The sequence below is a fragment of the Bacillus sp. FSL E2-8868 genome, assembly GCF_038005505.1.
Classification (GTDB): domain Bacteria; phylum Bacillota; class Bacilli; order Bacillales; family Bacillaceae_G; genus Bacillus_A; species Bacillus_A mycoides.
This window is the reverse complement of the sequence record NZ_JBBOTI010000001.1, coordinates 396,822-417,562: the sequence shown is the minus strand read 5'-3', so window position 1 is coordinate 417,562 and position 20,741 is coordinate 396,822. Positions and strand designations below refer to the sequence as shown.

At 37.3% G+C, this 20,741-nt stretch carries 18 protein-coding genes, 1 pseudogene and 1 other annotated feature; of the genes and pseudogenes, 3 read left to right on the top strand and 16 right to left on the bottom strand.

Annotation, left to right across the window (positions count from 1 at the left end):
• Nucleotides 1-1,949: 1,949 nt before the first annotated feature.
• The 4 genes and pseudogenes from safA to nadB all read right to left on the bottom strand — a co-directional run.
• Nucleotides 1,950-2,106 (bottom strand): annotated as a pseudogene (safA, locus tag NSS74_RS27915) (SafA/ExsA family spore coat assembly protein); the annotation flags it as partial.
• A gap of 224 nt (nt 2,107-2,330) precedes the next feature.
• Nucleotides 2,331-3,437, bottom strand: a complete 1,107-nt coding sequence (nadA, locus tag NSS74_RS02245) for a quinolinate synthase NadA (RefSeq protein ID WP_002088797.1) — start codon at nt 3,435-3,437, stop codon at nt 2,331-2,333.
• Between the two features lie 30 nt (nt 3,438-3,467).
• Complete coding sequence (gene nadC, locus NSS74_RS02240; RefSeq protein WP_002143242.1) at nt 3,468-4,301, bottom strand: carboxylating nicotinate-nucleotide diphosphorylase; 834 nt, start codon at nt 4,299-4,301, stop codon at nt 3,468-3,470.
• A gap of 19 nt (nt 4,302-4,320) precedes the next feature.
• Complete coding sequence (gene nadB / locus NSS74_RS02235) at nt 4,321-5,850, bottom strand: L-aspartate oxidase (protein WP_340813173.1); 1,530 nt, start codon at nt 5,848-5,850, stop codon at nt 4,321-4,323.
• Nucleotides 5,851-6,155: 305 nt separating this feature from the next.
• On the opposite strand from nadB, the gene NSS74_RS02230 reads away from it, so the two are divergent.
• The 3 genes from NSS74_RS02230 to NSS74_RS02220 all read left to right on the top strand — a co-directional run bounded on the left by NSS74_RS02230 (nt 6,156) and on the right by NSS74_RS02220 (nt 8,568).
• A complete protein-coding gene (locus tag NSS74_RS02230; protein WP_340813172.1) occupies nt 6,156-7,298 on the top strand; it encodes an IscS subfamily cysteine desulfurase in 1,143 nt (380 codons plus the stop codon).
• Entirely contained in the window at nt 7,298-7,840 is a 543-nt protein-coding gene (locus tag NSS74_RS02225) for a transcription repressor NadR (protein ID WP_002034157.1), read from the top strand. The genes NSS74_RS02230 and NSS74_RS02225 overlap by 1 nt, the downstream gene beginning before the upstream one ends.
• Nucleotides 7,841-7,920: 80 nt before the next feature.
• Nucleotides 7,921-8,568 (top strand): MOSC domain-containing protein, encoded by a 648-nt coding sequence (locus tag NSS74_RS02220; RefSeq protein ID WP_002129246.1) that lies wholly within the window; start codon nt 7,921-7,923, stop codon nt 8,566-8,568.
• Nucleotides 8,569-8,665: 97 nt separating this feature from the next.
• On the opposite strand, the gene pheA is transcribed toward NSS74_RS02220, so the two are convergent.
• The 12 genes from pheA to NSS74_RS02160 all read right to left on the bottom strand — a co-directional run bounded on the left by pheA (nt 8,666) and on the right by NSS74_RS02160 (nt 20,730).
• Nucleotides 8,666-9,517 carry a prephenate dehydratase gene (gene pheA / locus NSS74_RS02215; protein ID WP_340813170.1) on the bottom strand — a complete coding sequence of 284 codons (852 nt, stop codon included), beginning with the start codon at nt 9,515-9,517 and terminating at the stop codon, nt 8,666-8,668.
• A gap of 97 nt (nt 9,518-9,614) precedes the next feature.
• Nucleotides 9,615-11,528: an ABC transporter permease gene (locus NSS74_RS02210; protein WP_340813167.1), complete on the bottom strand. Its 1,914-nt coding sequence runs from the start codon at nt 11,526-11,528 to the stop codon at nt 9,615-9,617.
• A gap of 49 nt (nt 11,529-11,577) precedes the next feature.
• The gene (locus tag NSS74_RS02205) at nt 11,578-13,500 is read right to left on the bottom strand and encodes an ABC transporter permease (protein WP_340813165.1); all 1,923 of its coding nucleotides are present in this window, start codon (nt 13,498-13,500) and stop codon (nt 11,578-11,580) included.
• On the bottom strand, nt 13,475-14,251 hold the full coding sequence (locus NSS74_RS02200) for an ABC transporter ATP-binding protein (protein WP_340813164.1): 777 nt from the start codon (nt 14,249-14,251) through the stop codon (nt 13,475-13,477). Before NSS74_RS02200 ends, NSS74_RS02205 begins: the two co-directional genes overlap by 26 nt.
• A 93-nt stretch (nt 14,252-14,344) precedes the next feature.
• Nucleotides 14,345-15,427: a HAMP domain-containing histidine kinase gene (locus NSS74_RS02195; protein ID WP_033707976.1), complete on the bottom strand. Its 1,083-nt coding sequence runs from the start codon at nt 15,425-15,427 to the stop codon at nt 14,345-14,347.
• Nucleotides 15,417-16,124 carry a response regulator transcription factor gene (locus tag NSS74_RS02190; protein WP_002034150.1) on the bottom strand — a complete coding sequence of 236 codons (708 nt, stop codon included), beginning with the start codon at nt 16,122-16,124 and terminating at the stop codon, nt 15,417-15,419. Before NSS74_RS02190 ends, NSS74_RS02195 begins: the two co-directional genes overlap by 11 nt.
• A gap of 172 nt (nt 16,125-16,296) precedes the next feature.
• Complete coding sequence (obgE, locus tag NSS74_RS02185; RefSeq protein ID WP_002015378.1) at nt 16,297-17,580, bottom strand: GTPase ObgE; 1,284 nt, start codon at nt 17,578-17,580, stop codon at nt 16,297-16,299.
• On the bottom strand, nt 17,580-18,128 hold the full coding sequence (locus tag NSS74_RS02180) for a sporulation initiation phosphotransferase B (RefSeq protein ID WP_002015377.1): 549 nt from the start codon (nt 18,126-18,128) through the stop codon (nt 17,580-17,582). Before NSS74_RS02180 ends, obgE begins: the two co-directional genes overlap by 1 nt.
• A 63-nt stretch (nt 18,129-18,191) precedes the next feature.
• Nucleotides 18,192-18,482, bottom strand: a complete 291-nt coding sequence (rpmA, locus tag NSS74_RS02175; protein WP_000944957.1) for a 50S ribosomal protein L27 — start codon at nt 18,480-18,482, stop codon at nt 18,192-18,194.
• Between the two features lie 3 nt (nt 18,483-18,485).
• Nucleotides 18,486-18,830: a ribosomal-processing cysteine protease Prp gene (locus NSS74_RS02170; RefSeq protein ID WP_002138477.1), complete on the bottom strand. Its 345-nt coding sequence runs from the start codon at nt 18,828-18,830 to the stop codon at nt 18,486-18,488.
• An 11-nt stretch (nt 18,831-18,841) separates the two neighbouring features.
• Nucleotides 18,842-19,150 (bottom strand): 50S ribosomal protein L21, encoded by a 309-nt coding sequence (gene rplU, locus NSS74_RS02165; protein WP_000270907.1) that lies wholly within the window; start codon nt 19,148-19,150, stop codon nt 18,842-18,844.
• Between the two features lie 14 nt (nt 19,151-19,164).
• Nucleotides 19,165-19,243 (bottom strand) — a sequence feature (ribosomal protein L21 leader region).
• 77 nt (nt 19,244-19,320) lie between these two features.
• Nucleotides 19,321-20,730, bottom strand: coding sequence for an Rne/Rng family ribonuclease (locus NSS74_RS02160; RefSeq protein WP_113935649.1), 1,410 nt, complete (start codon nt 20,728-20,730; stop codon nt 19,321-19,323).
• Nucleotides 20,731-20,741: the final 11 nt, after the last annotated feature.

The following is a 20,741-nucleotide window of genomic DNA, read 5'->3' as shown; positions in this document are numbered from 1 at the left end:
CTATCACGAATACAAAAAAGGTGGGAATAACCCCACCTTTTTTTAAACTTCCTCTTCGTCCTCTTCTTCTGAAACTGGTTCTCCAAATACGTTTGGTGGGTCCGGCTGATAATACATCGTTCCTGGCTGTGGTGCATATGCTGGCTGAGTTGGTTGATAATATAAAGGATTAGCATATTGTGGTCCACCCGGTTGTGGACTATATAACCTACTTTCTCCTCCGCATCCACAATCTTCTTCACCTTGCACGAGTGGCGGCATATTATTATCCATTGGCATCATATTTGGATTTGGCATAGAAGTATATTGCGGCGCCATTTGTTGATACGGCATTTGATTGTATGGATTTTGTTGCTGATACTGCGGATATGGCGGCATCATTGGCTGTTGATATGGCATCATGTTTGGCATTTGATTGTTATCCATTATCGGCATCATGTTTGGCATTTGATTGTTATCCATTATCGGCATCATGTTCGGCATTTGATTGTTATCCATCATCGGCATCATGTTCGGCATTTGATTGTTATCCATTACTGGCATCATGTTTGGCATTTGATTGTTATCCATTATTGGCATCATATTTGGCATTTGGTTGTTATCCATTATCGGCATCATGTTTGGCATTTGATTGTTATCCATTATCGGCATCATATTTGGCATTTGGTTGTTATCCATTATCGGCATCATATTTGGCATTTGGTTGTTATCCATTATCGGCATCATGTTTGGCATTTGATTGTTATCCATTATCGGCATCATGTTCGGCATTTGATTGTTATCCATTACTGGCATCATGTTTGGCATTTGATTGTTATCCATTATCGGCATCATGTTTGGCATTTGGTTGTTATCCATTATCGGCATCATGTTTGGCATTTGATTGTTATCCATTATCGGCATCATGTTTGGCATTTGATTGTTATCCATTATCGGCATCATGTTCGACATTTGATTGTTATCCATTATTGGCATTATATTTGGCATTTGATTGTTATCCATTATTGGCATTATATTCGGCACTTGAATATTAGGCGGTATTACTTGCGGGATAATAACACTTTCTTTTGATACGTTTGGTGAGACTATGCTTCCTATATTTTCTTTCTTCACTTGTGGCGAGACTATGCTTCCTACATTCTCTTTCTTCACTTGCGGCGACACTATATTCCCTACATTCTCTTTCTTCACTTGCGGCGACACTATATTCCCTACATTTTCTTTTTTCACTTGCGGCGACACTATATTCCCTACATTCTCTTTCTTCACTTGCGGCGACACTATATTCCCTATATTTTCTTTTTTCACTTGCGGCGACACTATATTCCCTACATTCTCTTTCTTCACTTGCGGTGACACTATGTTTCCTATATTGTCTTTTTTCGTTTGCGGAGAAATGACATTGTTAGGTTTCATTTTATTAATTTGAGGAGCAATTAACTCGCTTCCCTTTTTTATTACATCTGAAATTTTATATTCTTTTTTCGCTTTAATTGGTGGTTGCGGTGGCTGTGGTAACACATTGATAGAAAATTTAGTGTTTTCTTTCGTAGTAGGTTTTAGTTTTTCTACTTTCTCTACAACAGGTGGTTTTTGAATGACAGGCGGCTTTTCAACTGGCTTCTCTTTTTGAATCGGAATTTCTTTTTGCACTTCTTTTTGTGGCTTCACTTGCACTTCCTTTTGTGGCTTCACTTGCACTTCCTTTTGCGGCTTCACTTGCACTTCCTTTTGCGGCTTCACCTGTATTTCTTTTTGCGGTTTTATCTGCATTTCTTTTTGCGTTTGTTGCATAGCTGGTTGTTGTGTAATAGGTGTTGATTGATACGTGATCTCATCTTCATCTTCTATTCCAAGTGGCGTTGGTGTTGATGCAAACTCTTTTTGCTGCACCTCTTTTACATATTGTTTCGGGGGCGCTGAACCCGATCCAGTTTGTTGTTTCACATGAACGCTATGCGATGGCACTTTAATTTTCATCCCTGGCATAATTAGGTCTGGATTGCTAAGCTGTGTATTTGTTTTTTTTAGCGTTTCAAAATCCACTCCGTACTTTTTTGCAATTTTCCAAAGGGTCTCCCCTTTTTGCACGATATGAATTTTCAAATTTTCCCCCTCCTGTATAACTTATCTATAAGTAAAAACACTTTGAAGTAACACTTTCTAAACAACATTAACTTCTTTTACTTTTATCACTTCTTCTATTTTCAATATGATTCGAAGTGGAATAAGCATAGAAAAACCGCAATGATTTCCTCAACACAATGTATGCCTATTTCATCCTTGTTATGATTATATGTACGAAAAAAAGCAACGGAAATCCCGCTGCTTTAAACGCGCTCTAACATACGATTTAATGCAAGAACTGCCTCTTCTGTTACTTGTTTCTCTACGCGAATAACGTTAATTTGTTCTCCTCTTTCTATGTTCTCAAGTGCCCATAACAGGTGAGGTAAGTCAATTCGGTTCATCGTTAAGCAAGGACACATAAACGGATTTAGCGAAATAATTTCTTTATCTGGATGTTGCTGAATAATTCGGTTCACTAAATTCATCTCTGTACCAATCGCCCACTTACTTCCCGCCGGAGCTGCTTCAATCATATCAATAATATATTTCGTTGATCCTGCATAATCAGAAGCAGCAACTACTTCATAACAACATTCAGGGTGAACAATAATATTCATATCCGGATGATTTTTTCGCACATTTTCAATATTTTTCACAGTGAAGTTTTGATGAACAGAACAATGGCCTTTCCATAAAATCACTTGAATTTCTTCTATATCTCCATCGTACTCTAATGAATCTGTATGCGGGTTCCACACTGCCATTTTTTCTAACGGAATACCTAAATCATACGCTGTATTTCTTCCTAAATGTTGGTCTGGTAAAAAGACGAGACGCTCTTTTTGTGTAAACGCCCAAGACACCATTTGTTTTGCATTAGAAGAGGTTACTGTTGCCCCTCCATTACGACCACAAAACGCTTTGATCGCAGCTGTTGAATTTACATACGTTAATGGAATCATCGTATCCCCAAATAATTTCGCGAGCTCTTTCCACGCTCTTTCTGTTTGTTCAATATCTGCCATATCTGCCATAGAACAGCCGGCACGCATATCTGGTAAGATGACAATTTGATCATCTGTCGTTAACATATCTGCCGTTTCTGCCATAAAGTGCACACCACAAAACACAATATATTTTGCCTCTTTATTATTCGCTGCAACTTGCGCGAGTTGAAGTGAGTCCCCTGCTGCATCTGAAAATTGCACCACTTCATCTTTTTGATAATGATGTCCTGGAATAAATAGTAATGCCCCCATTTTTTCTTTAATTTCACGGACACGCTCTTCCATCTCTAATGTAGACATCGTTTGATAACGCTCTGGTAACATTACTTCGATTGGCTGAACTTTCTCTAAAATACCCATTTATGATTCTCCCCCTCTAAACCACTCTCATTAGGCCTCAATATTAAAACTAATATCAAGTGCTTTCACTGAATGTGTTAACGCTCCAAGTGAAATATAATCTACCCCTGTTTTTCCGTATTTTGATAAATCTTCAATTGTAATACCACCTGAAGCCTCCGTAACGATGACACTTGGTACAATTTTTGAAAACTCACGAATCTCTTCTGGCGTACGATTATCGAACATAATAACATCTGCGCCGGCCTCTATCGCTTCTCTCACTTGCGCCTCTGTCTCTGTTTCGACTTCTACTTTCACCATATGTCCCAATCTTTCTTTCACCGATGTAACAGCTTTTGTAATCGAGCCAGCAAAAGCAATATGATTGTCTTTAATCATGACACCATCATATAAACCGAATCTGTGGTTAAATCCGCTCCCGCATACTACAGCATATTTATCAAACATACGTAGTCCTGGCATCGTTTTTCTCGTATCACAAATGCGTGTATGACTGCTATCTAAAGCAAAAACCGCCTTACGCGTCATCGTCGCTATCCCGCTCATACGCTGAATAACGTTTAATATAACGCGCTCTGCCGTTAATAATGATGCGATTGGGCCTTGCACGGTTGCAATTATTTCGCCTTTTTCTACAAGATCCCCATCTTTTTTATGAAGTTCAACTTCAATTCTCTGATCAATTAATTTAAATCCTTCTTCAATTACTAAGCACCCTGCAAATACCCCTGTATCCTTTACAAGAAACGTTCCTTTCGCAAGTGCATTATCGGGAAAGATAAGCTGAGATGTTACATCTCTTTCTCCTATATCTTCTAGAAAAAATCGATTTAATGCTTCCTTAACTTTTAACGTATTCATAAAACCCCTCTTCCCCTTATTAAACAAGTTGTAGTTTTCTTCTCACTCGGATAATCTCTTTTTTCACACTATTTCTTTCTGGATAATCAATGCGATAATGACCACCAATACTGTCTTCTCTTTGCAAAGCTGATACTGTTATAAGCTCACAAACTGTTAACATATTAATAAGCGTTATCTCTTCATTTGTAAGTGCATCATATTGTAAGATCATATTTCGCACACCGTACCTACTAAACCATCTCTGAGCATATGATAAATTTTTCTCAGTTCGCACAATCCCAACATATTTCATCATGCATTCTTGTATTTCTTCTTTCAACGGTAAATCATTAAGAGCTATAAAACTTTTCCCTCTCTCTTCCGGCACATTTTTTCTTTCCTCTGCTGGCTTAGCTAAAATGTGTTTTCCTATTCGTCTTCCAAACACAAGACCTTCTAATAATGAATTACTCGCCAATCTATTCGCACCATGAACTCCATTACAAGCCACTTCACCGACCGCATATAAGTTTGAAATGGACGTCTCTCCGTCACAATTCGTCTTCACGCCGCCCATATGAAAATGAGCGCCCGGTACGACCGGAATAGAATTTTCTTTTAAATCAATACCATTCTTTTTACATAATGATGAGACGGTCGGAAAACGTTGTTCAAAGTTTTGAATGGTTTCGATGTTTAAGTACACTTTTTCACCTGCAAGAAGTTGTTCATGAATTGCCCTTGCCACTACATCACGCGGTGCGAGATCTTTCCCGGGATGTATATCCATCATAAAATGCTGTCCTTTTCCATTTATAAGGACAGCTCCTTCACCACGGACTGCTTCAGAAACGAGACCACAACATCGCCCGTCCACGTATAACATCGTCGGATGAAATTGTACAAATTCTAAATCAACAAGTTCCCCCCCAGCTCGATATATCATCGCAAGTCCATCGCCTGTAATTGTCTCATCATTCGATGTAAAGGCGTACAAACCACCTATTCCTCCTGATGCTAACACCGTATTATCAGCATAGTAACGTTTCAGCTTCCCTTCACTATTTCGCGTTAAAGCTCCTATGCATTTATTATTTTCTATAATAAAATCGAGCACCATTTCATGCTCAACGACAGTAACGTTCGGAACTACTTCTTGTATTAAATGCTCTAACAGATTTTTACCAGTTGCATCTCCTCCGGCATGTAAAATGCGCCGTTTTCGATGCGCCCCTTCTTTACCAAGGTGGATCCCTTTTTCATCCCCATCAAATTTCATTCCATTCGTAATAAGCTTACTTATTTCTTTCGGTCCCTCTTCAACTAAATAACGAACTGCTTCTTCGTTGTTATAATGGCAACCTGCCACTAATGTATCTTCAAAATGCCCACTCGGATCGTCATATGTAGCAACTGCTGCTGCAATTCCTCCTTGAGCTAAATGTGTATTATTATTACGTCCTGTTTTTTTTGTGATAATTATCACATTCTTTTCGTGACAAAGCTCTTTCGCAACACGAAGCGCCGCAACGCCACTTCCAATAATCAAGACATCTGCACTTGGCATAATTGTTGCCTCCCACTTTACACTTTCCAACTGTCTTGACACCTATATTTACATAGTTTTAAAATAATGACAAGAGTTTTTTTACAATTCTTATTTTCACTACCATTCTAAAAACGAAAATAAAGTGAAACTTTAATCAGTGGGGGTTTTGTCCCTCCCCCACTGATTATTAGTTGAACCAATCGGGCTTTTACGGGCAGCCCGACTCCCACCTAACTTCCTCGCATTCGCCAAATTTTGAGGCGGGAGTCTTACTGCCCGTTAACGCGGGACAAATGTCACTCTTACTGAAGAGAGGAAATTACATGATGATATATCTAGATTATGCAGCGACAACACCTATGAGCGAAGAAGCTTTAGAAACATATGTAGAAGCAGCAAAGAAATATTTCGGAAATGAACAAAGTTTACACGATATCGGCGGAAGCGCATCATCTTTATTGCAAGTTTGTAGAGAAACATTTGCAGAAATGATTTGGGGTAAGGAACAAGGTGTATTCTTTACAAGCGGCGGTTCAGAATCTAACTACCTTGCGATTCAATCCCTTCTAAATGCTAGAAATGGAAAGCACATTATTACGACACCTATGGAACATGCATCGATTCGAAGTTATTTTCAATCCTTACAATCGCAAGGTTATACTATTACTGAGATTCCTGTTGATAAAAGTGGGATAATTCATTTAGTAGATTTAGAAGCAGCTATTACAGAAGATACTGCTCTAGCAAGTATACAGCACGGAAACTCTGTAATCGGGACCGTTCAAAACATTGCAGAGATCGGAGCACTTTTAAAAAAATATAATGTTTTATTTCATTCGGATTGTGTTCAAACGTTTGGTAAACTTCCAATAGACGTTAAAGCGATGGAGATTGATAGCCTCTCTGTTTCAGCCCATAAAATATACGGACCAAAAGGAGTTGGAGCTTGCTATATAAATCCCCAAGTTCGCTGGGAACAAGTATTTCCAGGAACTTCTCATGAAAAAGGCTTTCGCCCTGGTACAGTGAACGTTCCTGGAATCGCTGCTTTTTTAACAGCCGCAGAGCATATATTAAAGAATCAAAAGGACGAGAGCTTTCGTTTTAAACAATTACGATCTTATTTTTTAGAGCAATTACAAACACTTCCTCTAGAAATTGAAGTGAAAGGACATTCTACTTCTTGTTTACCACATATTATTGGGGTTACAATAAAAGGAATAGAAGGTCAGTATACAATGTTAGAATGTAACCGTCATGGTATAGCCATTTCAACTGGAAGTGCTTGCCAAGTCGGTAAACAAGACCCTTCAAAAACAATGCTTGCAATTGGAAAAACGTATGAAGAGGCAAAACAATATGTCCGCTTTTCTTTCGGACATCACACAACGAAAGAACAAATTGATACAACTATTCATGCACTACACACAATTGGAAATCAATTTTATAGAGGTGTTAAATCATAATGAAACAAAATGATCAAAAAAAGATTTTAGGCGAAGAAAGACGACAACTCATCCTCGAGTGGCTTCTTGCTGCAAATGAACCGTTATCGGGGAATGAGCTATCTAAAAAGACAAACGTAAGTAGGCAAGTTATCGTTCAAGACATTTCCTTACTAAAAGCACGAAATGAACCAATTATTGCGACTGCACAAGGGTATTTATATTTAAAGCCACAAACAAGACAACAAGCTTTTGAACGCGTAATCGTATGCCAACATAAACCGGCAGAAGTACGTCAAGAACTTACTATGTTAGTTGACCACGGCGTTACAATTAAAGACGTAAAAGTTGAGCATCCTGTATACGGCGACTTAACAGCATCGATTATGGTAAGTAATCGCTTCGATGTAGAGCAATATTTACAAAAAATCGAAAACACAAACGCTTCCTATCTTTCGCAACTAACAGATGGTATTCACTTACATACAATTGAAGCAGATTCTAAAGAGAAATTAGATGCCGCTTGTGAGGCACTAGACCGCGCTGGATTTCTCGTTTATTAATGTAAAGCACAGAGTTTTTTATCATTCTCTGTGCTTTTTTAGTGATATAATATTGAAATCAATTGTAAAGGAGATCAACTATGGGGATTGAACTCGTTCACTTTAGCACTGGTAAACCGAAACAAATGAAATATGGCGAAGATAAAGAAATGATAACAGGTATATGTAAAGATCCTACAGAAGAGGCCTTCCTCTCAAAAGACGGATTCCGTGGTGATGATGTAGCGGATTTAAAACACCACGGGGGACCTGATCGCGCAGTTTGTGTGTACCCACACGAGCATTACGCACTATGGGAAGAGGAATTTCAAACTACACTTCCAGCTTCCACATTTGGCGAAAACATTACCGTAACAAATATGTTAGAGCGTGATGTTTGCATCGGAGATACATATCAACTAGGCGAAGCAATCATTCAAGTAACACAAGCTCGCGTACCTTGTAGCACAATTTCAAAACGTGTCGGTATTCCTGGCATTTTACCACGCATTGTAGCAACCGGATATACTGGCTACTTATGCCGCGTTCTTCAAGAAGGTACTGTGCGTAAAGATTCTAAAATTACATTACTAGAGCGTCCATCAAACAATGTATCTGTTTTGTTCTCTAACGAAATTTATTTTCATAATAGGAAAGATAAAGATGGCATTGAGAAGGTTCTTGCTGTACAAGAACTAGCCGAGATTTGGCGTGGTCAGTTAGAGGATCGTCTTTCGAAGTTAAAATAATAAATCCCACCTTTTATAGGTGGGATTTATCTATCATACGGTATACTAGCGACCGAAATTATATCGACTTAACTACAAAATACGACAAACACTCCCCTTACAACCAATAAGAAGAATAACTCCCCAGCACAGTAACAGAAAACCCGAGTGCTTCAAGTTCCATTGTTACGCCTGGCAATAATACATCATCGTATGCTTTGTCGACGTCGATTAAGAAAAAGTAATTTCCAAGGCCTGTTTTCATCGGGCGCGATTCAATTTTGGATAAGTTTAATTTTCTCCATGCGAAAGCTGATAACACTTGATATAGTGCCCCTGCGTAATCAGCAGGTAACGTTATCATAAGCGTCGTTTTCTCTCCTCGGTTTTCTCCGTTATTTGGGAGTACTGCTTTCTTTTTCTTATGGAGAACAAGGAAACGTGTATGATTGTTTTTATGCGTATGAATCTCACGCCTTACAATTGTTAATCCGTATTTTTCTGCCGCTGCTTCATTTGCAATAGCTGCAATTTTTTCTTCAGGATGTTCTTTCACATATTGTGCAGCAGCGCTTGTTGATGTCATATCGCGAACGGTTACCCCTTTTAATTCCTCATTTAAAAATTTATGGCACTGTGCAATGGCATGTGGATGAGAATGTACAGCGTATACTTCTTTCCACACTCCTTCGTACTGCGGGTGTACGAGTAAATGTTGCTGAATTGGCACTGTAATTTCTCCTACAATGGAAAGTGGCTGCTCATGTACGAGATAATCAACCGTTATATTAACTGAACCTTCTATGGCGTTCTCTAACGGTACAACTGCGAAATCTACGTTTTCATTTGCGGCTGCATCAATACAATCTGGAATCGTTCGATACGGTACATGCTCTGCTTCCGGAAAAAAACGACTCACCGCCATATTTGTAAATGTTGCCTCTGGTCCTAAATATCCTACTCGAATCATCGTCTTTTCCCTCTCTTTTTCGTTTTCTTACTGTTATACCATACTTTTTTATATTCTTCTATGTAAATTTCGAATATTAAAAAAAGACTAACATTCGCTAGTCTAAATGTTTCTTGTATTCTCTTTGAGCAAAGAAGAAATAAATGATACATGCAGCAATGTAAAACAGAATAAACAAGCCCACTTTCCTTAATGAACCGTCCATAAAGAGAGTATTATGAAACGTATATAACGCAACTGCACTATGCATACTTCCTACTATAATAGGTGCAAAAAATAGCATACATAATTGCCAACGAGAAATCTTCCACACCTCTTCCTTTGTCATCCCAAGTTTAGAGAGTGCCCCGTACTGCTTACGATCCGATGCAATATTATGAAACCATTTAAAATATACGATACTACATGAAGTAAGGAAGAATAATATACTAATGAATGAGCCTACAAATAGAGTAAGATTACCGAACTCTTTCATATTCACATATAACTCCATATTACTTCGAAATGCATCATTATTATCTTGTTTCATATGTTTCCGTAAATCTTCGTTTAATTCTTTCGTATTTTCGATATTTGGTAATGTGTAACCTCTATATATCATTTTTTCAGAATCCGGAATTGTATTTGCTATACTGTTAAAATCTTCATCATTCATGACAAAAAACAGACCATTAATGTATGAAGGGTGATAGTTAAATTGTATCCCTTCTTTCTGACCGTTAAATGCGAATGGATACGCTTGATTCATTACTTGCAATTGAATCTCTTTTTGATTATATACATTTGGATAATTGCGTTTATTATAATAGACAAGTGTAACTGTTCCTTTTTTAGGATAATACATTTTCTGTTTTTGTTTTCTTGCCTCTTGATTGTATTCACTTCCCTTTATAAGCGGTGCTACCTCTGTTTCTCCCTTATTGGACTGAAAGGATGCATACACTCCAACAAAACTCATATATTGAAAATTATCATATCCATATTGATGTAATAAGTTTTCAACCTTGTCTTTCTCGAAAACTTCATGAGCAGAAGTACCTTTTTCTATGTATGAAAATGAGTGTACTCCTCCGCCACGCCACATATCTTGCATGCTAGAAAAATATAAGAACACCGTACCTGTCGCCGTAACGACAAACGTTGTTGCCATAGACAACAGAAAGAAAAAGCGACTATTTTCCTTCATTCGATGTGACAATTGATTCACTATAAATAAATACGGATATGTATACATAATCTTTTTATTTCGTTTTATCACTTCTAACAATTGGCTAACACCATGTGTAAAAGAAAAATACGTTCCAAAAAAAATAAGTATAGACACAGGTAAAAAGTATAATGCTATCGTTGGCATCGTCACTTGTAGCGCTAGCGCATATCCCGTTCCTAAACAAGCAAAGCCGAATAAACAAAGCCACTTTGATGTTTTCCTCTCTCGTTTATCTGTTCGAAATTCTTTTAATAACCGTATGATTTTTATATTCCATATACGTAAAGCACTTATAAAAGATAACAGAACAAAGACGAGCATATATATAACAAACGTTACACCAATCGCTCTCATGTCAAATATGACAGGGAGTTCTTTCGGAAGATGAAGTAACATGCTAAACACCATAAAAAAGAGTTTCAAAAAAATCATGCCAAGCCCGATACCGAAAATATTAGCGAAAATTCCGATCAATATTTGCTCGGTCATAATCACTCCTATTACGTTAGACTTCGTCGCTCCCATTAACATATATAAACCTAATTCTTTCTTACGTGCTTCTATGAAAATAGAAGTAGAGTATAAAATAAATATGACGAAAAAAGAAATAATTATAACGTTACATATGATAAGTCCCCAGCGTACATTTTGATACCACATCGTCTCTTGCATATACGGATGTACAATGACAGACATGTATGCATAAGAAGCAAATATGGCAAAACAACTACTTAAGAAAAACACTTTATAATTACGCCAATTTCCCTTTATATTTTGTAGCGCCAGTTGCCGAATGTTCATCTATCGTCCTCCTGTACCTTACTACATAGGCAAAAAGCTAGAGGTTTCCCTAGCTTTTCACGTGTTTTAAATATCCTCTTTGCGCGATCATAAAGTAAATGGCAGAAGCTAAAATATAAGCCCCTATTACAATCGCACCTGATTTCCATAAATCGATATAAAGCATTTTCCCTAACGTCTGAAGAGCAAACCCACTATGAATTGTACCGATTAAAATTGGGATAAAGAAGATAACACCCATCTGACGAATTGCAATTTTACGAATTTCTTTATCTGTCATACCAATTCTTTTTAATGACTTAAATTGAATACGATCTTGTTCTTTATCATTAAACCATTTAAAGTATGTCATGCTACAAGCAAAGAAGAAGAACAGTACTGCTACGAAGAAGCCGATGAACATTGTAATCGCTCCACCTTCTCTTATATCTTTATAAGCGAACACTGCGTTTCTCAATTCCCCTTGCTTTTCTGGTGCAATTTCCTTTTTCAAATCTAGCACAAGGTCTTCCGTACTTTTCCAGTCTTCAATATAATAACCATAATATTTCGTCTTTTCTTCATCTGGTACGAGCTTTTCGTATTTCTCAAAATCTTGATCATTCACAATGAGATATTCGCTATCATTAAAAACAGAATATGACGTTGGCTCATTTAATTGAGCAGACTGCATTTGTCCGTTGATTGTAAATTCATACGGTTTCGTACGATCTATCTCCATAAGTTCATTTGCTGCATCAACCATAACCATCGTCGCACTACCTGGTGCATTATGAACCTCTGTAATGTGCTCTTTCTTTTGTTTACGCACTTCCGCGTTATATTCTTTTTCTGAAATAATCGTCATTGGTACTTCACGTTCACTGTTAAACAACATTATTTTCTGTGTTGCAGGTAGTTTTACGTAAGTTACTTTTCGTGCATCTTCAAACCCATGTTTTTTTACAATCTCTTGTTCTTTTTCTTCATTAATCAGGCTATGCGTATTTAGTCCCTTTTCCTCATATGAAATAGCATGCGGTGTAAGCTCTATCGTTTTCGCACTCATATTTTCAAAATATACATAAAGCGTACCAACCGCTGAAGAAACAACCGCCGTAATAATAGAAATAACAAATAGAAAACGAGCATTATCTTTCATTTTATAAATAAGATTGCTAAGTACAAACATATTGGGATACGTATAAAAAGATTGTTTTCGTTTTTGCAATGCCTTTAATACGACTGTACTTCCTTGCGTAAATAGTAAATACGTTCCGCCAATCGTCAGTCCGACAATTGGTAAGAAATACATAATGAAATTCATAATTGTTACTTGGAAACAAAGTATATACGCAGCAATAATACAGCCTATACCAACTACCCCTAACCATGTAAATGCAAAAGGTTCTACTTTTTGTTTTCTTGCCTCTCTTAATAAATCAATAATTTGCAAGCGGCCTACTGTCCAAACACTAAACAATGATAGTATTAAAAAGAGGACAAAGTATATGCCAACTGTAATAAGAACTGCTTTTCCATTCCACACAAGCGGCAGTGTTTTATCAATTTTTAGTAAGACACTGAGTGCTTGGAAGAAAAGTTTTGAACAAAGCATTCCAATCCCAATACCTACTACAATGGCAATACTCCCTAACATCAGTTGCTCTAATATAATCATTCGGCCGAGCTGAGACTTTGTTCCACCTATTAACGTTAATAAGCCAAATTCTTTTTTTCTTGCTCGTAAAAACGTTGAATTCGCATATAAAATAAAGAGTGCTGAGAAGATGACTACAATATAATTCATCGATTCTAACCCTTTTGTAATCATCGTCTTCATACTAATATTACCGCTTACGACATCTGGATGATAAATGAAGGAAGCATACATGAAAAATACGACAATCGATAAACAACTACTAATAAGAAACGCTTTATAATTACGCCAATTTCCTTTTACGTTATTAAGCGCGAGCTGGCGAAAGTTCATGATATTCTCCTCCTAGCATCGCAAGTACGTCTAAAATTTCTTGGAAAAAGGCTTGCTTCGTTCTTCCTTTATGTATTTCTGAAAAAATCTCTCCATCACGTATGAAAAGGATACGTTCGCAATAACTAGCGGCTACTGGATCATGTGTTACCATTGCAATCGTTACTTTCTTTTGCTCATGCAAATCTTGAAGTGCTCCCATTAATGATTTCGCTGACTTAGAATCTAGGTTTCCTGTTGGCTCATCCGCTAAAATTAATGTTGGTTCATGAATAATCGCCCTTGCAGCTGCTGCACGTTGTTGTTGTCCACCTGATACTTCGTATACTTTTTTATTTAAAATTTCTTCAATGTTTAAAAACCTCGCAATTTCAAGTACTTTCGCATCAATTTCTTTTACAGATTTCTTCGCCATTACAAGCGGCAAAATAATATTTTCTTTAATCGATAATGTATCAAGTAAGTTGAAATCTTGGAAAATGAATCCTAGATGTGTACGGCGAAATTCCGCCAATTTTGTAGCACGCATTTGATTAATTTCTTCACCATTTACAAGCACATGACCTGAAGTTTGCTTATCAATTGTTGCTAATAAATTTAAAAGCGTTGTTTTTCCGCTTCCTGAAGGCCCCATAATCCCTACAAACTCGCCTTCTTCAATTTTAAAATTTATATCATTTAAAGCAGTCGTCGCTACTGAACCTTTTGATTGATACACCTTTGTTAACCCTTTTACTTCAAGAACACTCATTTCTAATCCCCCTACGTGTTTTCTTCTTACATTTACTATAAGAAAAATAAGAAAAAGAAACGAGTGATTTCCCTTACAAAACGTTTTGTTATCTTACAGTTTTGTCATTTTTCTCATTAATGTATGATATTCTTCATCTTTTGCAAATTGGAACGTAACTGTTGTTCCTTCCCCTTCAGTTGATTGTACATACACTCCATGATGTAAATTACCGCAAATTTCCTTCGTAATATATAAACCCATACCTGTCGCTTCCCTTGTTTTACGGCCGTTTATTCCCGTAAAGAACGGATCAAATATACGCTTTACATCTTGCTCAGGAATACCAATCCCATTGTCCTTAATATGTAATAACACCTTTTGATCTTTCTCTTCAATTTGAAATTGAATTTCTTTTTTCTCTGCTTCTGAAATTTTTGTATACTTAATTGCATTCACAACAATTTGGCTCATCGCGATACTAAGCCACTTTCTATCAGACGCAATCATACAAGTCTCTTCTTCAAACATCATTTTCGGAAATACAGAAGATTGAATGAACGACTTCCGATTTTCATTAATAATATCTCGAATGACCTCTATAACATTTACTACTTCTACTTTATAGTCTTTCGAAAATTGATCTAACCTTGCCATATGTAACGCTAAATCTAACCCATTTAAAATACGGTTATTTTCTTCACGAATACTTTCAATCGTTCCCCTTGCTTCACGGTGTTCCTTACCATATTTCTGTAACAATAATTCAATAACAGATACTGGTGTTTTCATTTGATGGATCCACTGGTTCATAAAAATCATTTGCTGTTGCTCTTTTGCATGCTGCTTATGAACTTCATTCATATATTGCTGCCTTAATAGCGTAAACGCTTCAACGACCATTTCTTGCTCTGACGTATAAGAAGTATCGATAAGTAAAGAGTCATGTAATGTATGTCCACCGGCAATATACTGTTCTATCCTCTTTAAAAACACACTTCGTTTTCGGTAATCGTAAATAAGGTATACACTAAACACAACTGTCCCTAATAAAAGTCCGTATAACCATGTACTCCAGTCCAGCGCACGCTTTTCTAAAAGGCTTTGCAACTGCAATACGAGTCCAAATAAACAAAGGCTTATAATGTAAGAAAGGATTAAGGAAAAACGTTCTATGAGGTAATTTTTAACCTTCATGCCCTTCGCCCCACTCAGTAAGAAGAGCATAACCGTACCCACGCTTTGTGACAATTGCATTTTTAATGCCTAACTCCTCAAGTTTCTTCCTTACACGCTTTACATTCACGGTTAATGTATTATCATCAACAAAAGCTACTTCATCCCATAAAGCCTCTAACAGCTCTTCACGTGTCACGTATTGATTTGCTTGTTTCATTAAACATTCTAATAAATAAAACTCATTTTTTGTAAGTTCCGTTTGTTGACCTTTCCACTCTACTGTGTGCTGTGATGGGAATAATAACAATCCATTAACACCTAAGCAGTCACTTTCCGCGGCCAAAGCATACTCACCATACCCGCGGCGGAGTGCACTTTTCACCTTTGCCATTACGATATCTAAATGGAATGGCTTTGTAATGTAATCATCTCCGCCATTTTCAATCGCCATTACTTGATCCATTTCCCCTGTTCTTGCAGAAACAAAAATAATCGGTGCATTCGATACAGTGCGGATTTGGCGGCACCAGTAGAAGCCATCAAAGTATGGTAAATTAATATCAAGTAACACAAGATGAGGACTTACTTTTACAAACTCATCTTTTATATGCCGTAAATCGCTCACTCTGAAAGATTGATATCCATACCTTTCTAAATGCTCCTCTAATATCTCTGCAATTTTTTCATCATCTTCTACAATTAATATTTTATACATATTCCTTTTCTCCCCATAAAATATTCTTCTAAAATCACTCCTTTTTCTATTATAAATTGAAACTTTAATCAATGGGGATTTTTTCCTATATCGACTTATGGTTCACCTATATGAATTGGGTTTTTACTGGACTCAAATAACGAAAAAAAAAGACCGCCATATTTCGGCAGTCTTAATCGATAAATTCAAATTGATATTCAAGAATTTTCACAATATCTCCGTCTGTTGCACCACGTGCACGAAGGGCTTCATCAATACCCATTCCACGCATTTGACGAGCAAATCGGCGTACAGATTCATCACGTGAGAAGTCTGTCATCTTGAATGTTTTCTCAATGTCATAACCAGAAATAACAAATGTGCCATCACTTTCGCGTGTAATTTCAAAATTAGATTCAGATTCAAATTTGTACATTACACTTGCTTCAGATTCTTCTACATCATCGTACATTGGGAATTCTGGTGTTGTTTCTAATAAGTTCGCTACTTCAAATAGTAAGTCACGAACACCTTGTTTCGTTACAGCTGAGATTGGGAAAATTTTCACTTCGTCTCCCAATTTCTCTTTAAATGCTTGTAAATTTTCTTCTGCATCTGGCATATCCATTTTGTTTGCAACAACAACTTGTGGACGCTCAGTTAAACGCATATTGTATTCTTTTAGTTCATTATTGATTGTGACATAATCTTCATATGGCTCACGTCCTTCTAAACCAGACATATCGATAACGTGTACAATTACACGTGTACGTTCGATATGACGTAAGAATTGGTGTCCAAGTCCAACGCCGGAGTGTGCGCCTTCAATTAGTCCAGGAAGGTCAGCCATAACGAAGCTGCGGTTATCACCAGTTTCAACAACACCAAGATTCGGAACGATTGTTGTAAAGTGATATTCTGCAATTTTCGGACGTGCTGATGATACAACAGATAATAATGTAGATTTACCTACACTTGGGAATCCAACAAGTCCAACATCTGCTAGCACTTTAAGTTCTAGCGTGACATCACGTTCTTGACCTGGTTCCCCGTTCTCAGCGATTTCTGGCGCTGGGTTCGTCGCTGTTGCGAAACGTGAATTACCACGGCCACCACGGCCACCTCTTGCGATTACAGCTGTTTGTTCATGCGTTACTAAATCGGCAAGAATTTCACCTGTTTTTTCATCTTTCACTATTGTTCCTGGTGGAACCTTTACGATTAAATCTTCAGATTTACGACCGTGCTGACCTTTACTCATTCCGTGCTGACCGCGATCAGCTTTGAAATGACGTTGGTAGCGGAAGTCCATTAATGTACGTAAGCCTTCCTCAACAACAAAAACAACATCTGCACCTTTACCACCGTCGCCACCTGCTGGGCCACCTTTAGGTACATACTTCTCACGACGATACGCAACCATTCCGTTACCACCGTCGCCGCCTTTTACATATATCTTGACCTGATCTACAAACATTATTTCACCACACTTTTTTCGATTAGTTGTAATATAACTGAGACTTCTTCGTCTCGTACTGTATAAGAAATGGAATACCATTTATTGTTTTCGTTCGCAAGCCACGTTTGTAGTTCTTCTACATTCGTTAGCTTTCCACGAAAATCAAAAAAGAAACGAGCATTCTCCGCGTCACTTTCAATTGTGATACAAACATAATTTTCAACATATACGTCTAAACTATGCTGAAGCATTAAGAAAAACTGATTCGTCCATGTACATACAGTCTCATCTAGATGAGATAAGTTATGTAATTTCCCTAATACTTCGTACTCCAATAAGCACGGTTGCTGTTTCCAATTATATGTTAAAATCCACTCTGAAAATAAAGGCATTGATAGCCCCATCAGATTGGATTCTTGTCTCGCTTCTTGGACAAAACGATCGATGAGCCTATGAATCTCTTCCACTTTTCCAAGGGAAAGATTTCCTTTAACCATCTGCAAACGATTGAGCCAATCATGTCTCGAGTGGCTCAACGCATCTATAATTGTCCATTTTTCATTCATTTAGATACCCCTTAATATAGAAAAACTCTAACCTGCACTCAGGTTAGAGTTTTCCGTGAGTTCTTATGCTTCTTGAGCAACAGGATATACGCTCACTTGTTTGCGGTCACGACCAAGACGCTCAAAGCGTACTACGCCGTCAACTTTCGCGTATAAAGTGTCATCGCCACCACGACCAACGTTAACACCTGGATAAATTTTTGTACCGCGTTGACGGTAAAGAATTGAACCACCTGAAACCGTTTGACCATCTGCGCGTTTAGCACCAAGACGTTTTGACTGAGAGTCACGACCGTTCTTTGTACTACCTACACCTTTCTTAGATGCGAAAAACTGAAGATCTAATCTTAACATACGTTACACCTCCTGCACTTTTTCTATTAAACGGATATACTTTCCGTAATCAAGTTCAATCGTCTTAAGTGAAACAACCAATCCTTCTAAAAGTATTTGTGCTTTTTCTGCTGTATGAACGTCTAAATCATTAGGCAATTCATACGTCAAGAATCCGCCATCACTTCCGAGTTCAATAGTTGCCTGCACATTACAAAGTTCTTCCACTGCATTTATAGAACCAAACACAACCGCTGTAGTTCCAGCACAGACAAGATCTTGTCCATGTGGCGCATAATTGGCATGTCCAGTCATTTTAAATGATCGGATACTTCCTAGTTTCGTGCGACTTATCGTAATCTTAATCATCTTAACCAGAATTAAGCGTTGATAGCTTCAACTACTAGCTTAGTGTAAGGTTGACGATGACCTTGTTTCTTACGATTGTTCTTTTTCGCTTTGTATTTGAAAACGATGATTTTCTTAGCGCGACCTTGTTTTTCAACTTTCGCAGTAACTGTTGCACCCTCTACAACTGGGCTACCAACTTTCACGTTTTCGCCACCAACGAAAAGAACTTTGTCAAAAGTAACAGTTTCACCAGCTTCAACATCTAATTTTTCAATGTAGATTGCTTGACCAGCTTCAACTTTAATTTGTTTTCCACCTGTTTCGATAATTGCGTACATACTTGCACCTCCTCTTAATTACTAAGACTCGCCAAAAACGAGGTAGACATAAAATGTCTTTAGGGAACCTGTCTTGTGCGGTTGTAGCATATAGCAGTTTAGGTGCTATAAACTATAACATAAAAATATTACCATGACTCATTGACTATTGTCAATGAATGTTCTGCTAACTATTTTTTCCGTTCTACAATTTCTTTCTTACTTCCAAAACGGATAATAGCGTACTTTTCGATAATATCATCTTTGAAATAAATTTCAAATGGAATATTTTTTTGTAATTCTTTTTGTGAAAAATGTTTTTGTACTTTTTTTGAAGCACCAATCAATACAGCTTCATCCTCTATATTACCATAAGTAATAAGCTCTCTCTCTAGCTCATACGCAATTGTTTCATTAGATATAACGTAACCTGTCGCTTTACAAGGCGCACACTCTTCTAATAATACGTCACGTAACGAATGTTTCTTGCGCTTACGCGTCATCTCTAAAATACCTAACTCTGTAAACCCAAGCACTCTTGTATATGTGCGATCATCTTGTAAAGCTATCATTAAACGCTCTCTTACCTTCTCTTTATCTTCTCGTCTTTTCATATTAATAAAATCAATTAATATCATCCCGCCAATATCACGAAGTCTTAATTGACGAGCAATCTCTTCAGCAGCCATTTCATTTGTGCGAAATACGGTATCTTGTAAATTTTGTTTTCCAGTAAATTTACCTGTATTCACATCAATTACAGTCATCGTCTCCATTTGTTCTACAATTAGATAGGCACCATTTGGTAGCCACACAATTTTTTGAAGTGCTTTCTCGATTTCACGATCTATTCCAAAATGGTTAAACATCGAAGATTTTTCATTATAAAAGGATACTCTTTCTTTCCCTACTTTTTCTTCTAATTCTTTTACTATACTTCTCGTATCTACAACTATTTTTTCAATTGTTTCAATTGGGTTCTCCTGAAATACACGATCTAAAAACGTCGCTGGTTGATGAAGTAGTAAGGGCGCCTTCCCTTGATCTTCTTTTCTTTTTAGCTCTTCATATAACTGCTGCAACCCTTGCATTTCAGCTTGTATTTCATCGATCGTTCCTTTTTCAGAAGCAGAACGGAAAATGTATCCACCTGTTCCTTCTACTTCAATTCCCAGTAACTGTTGTCTTCTTTTATTATTTTTTATTTTCCGAGAAACAGCGCGCATGTCATCATAGGGCATGTAAACGACATATTTTCCGGTAAATTCTATCTTCGCCGTTAATTTTGGCCCCTTCGTATCAATTGCCTCTTTCACAACTTGTACAAGTATCGCCTGTCCTTCATGTATGCGATATGAAGATGGTACATCATCAAATGAAAGATATGCATGTTTTTCTAATCCGATATTTACAAAGGCTGCGTTCATTCCAGCAATTGTTCTTACGATACGCCCAACATAAATATGTCCGACAATCTCCTGCTCTTCATTCCGTTTCCATAAAAGCTCGACAACTTTTTGCTTCTCTTCTATCGCAACACGCTTTTCCGAACCAGTGTAGTTAATATATAACGTCTTCAAAATTCTTTCCTCACTTTTCATTTCTTTTCCTT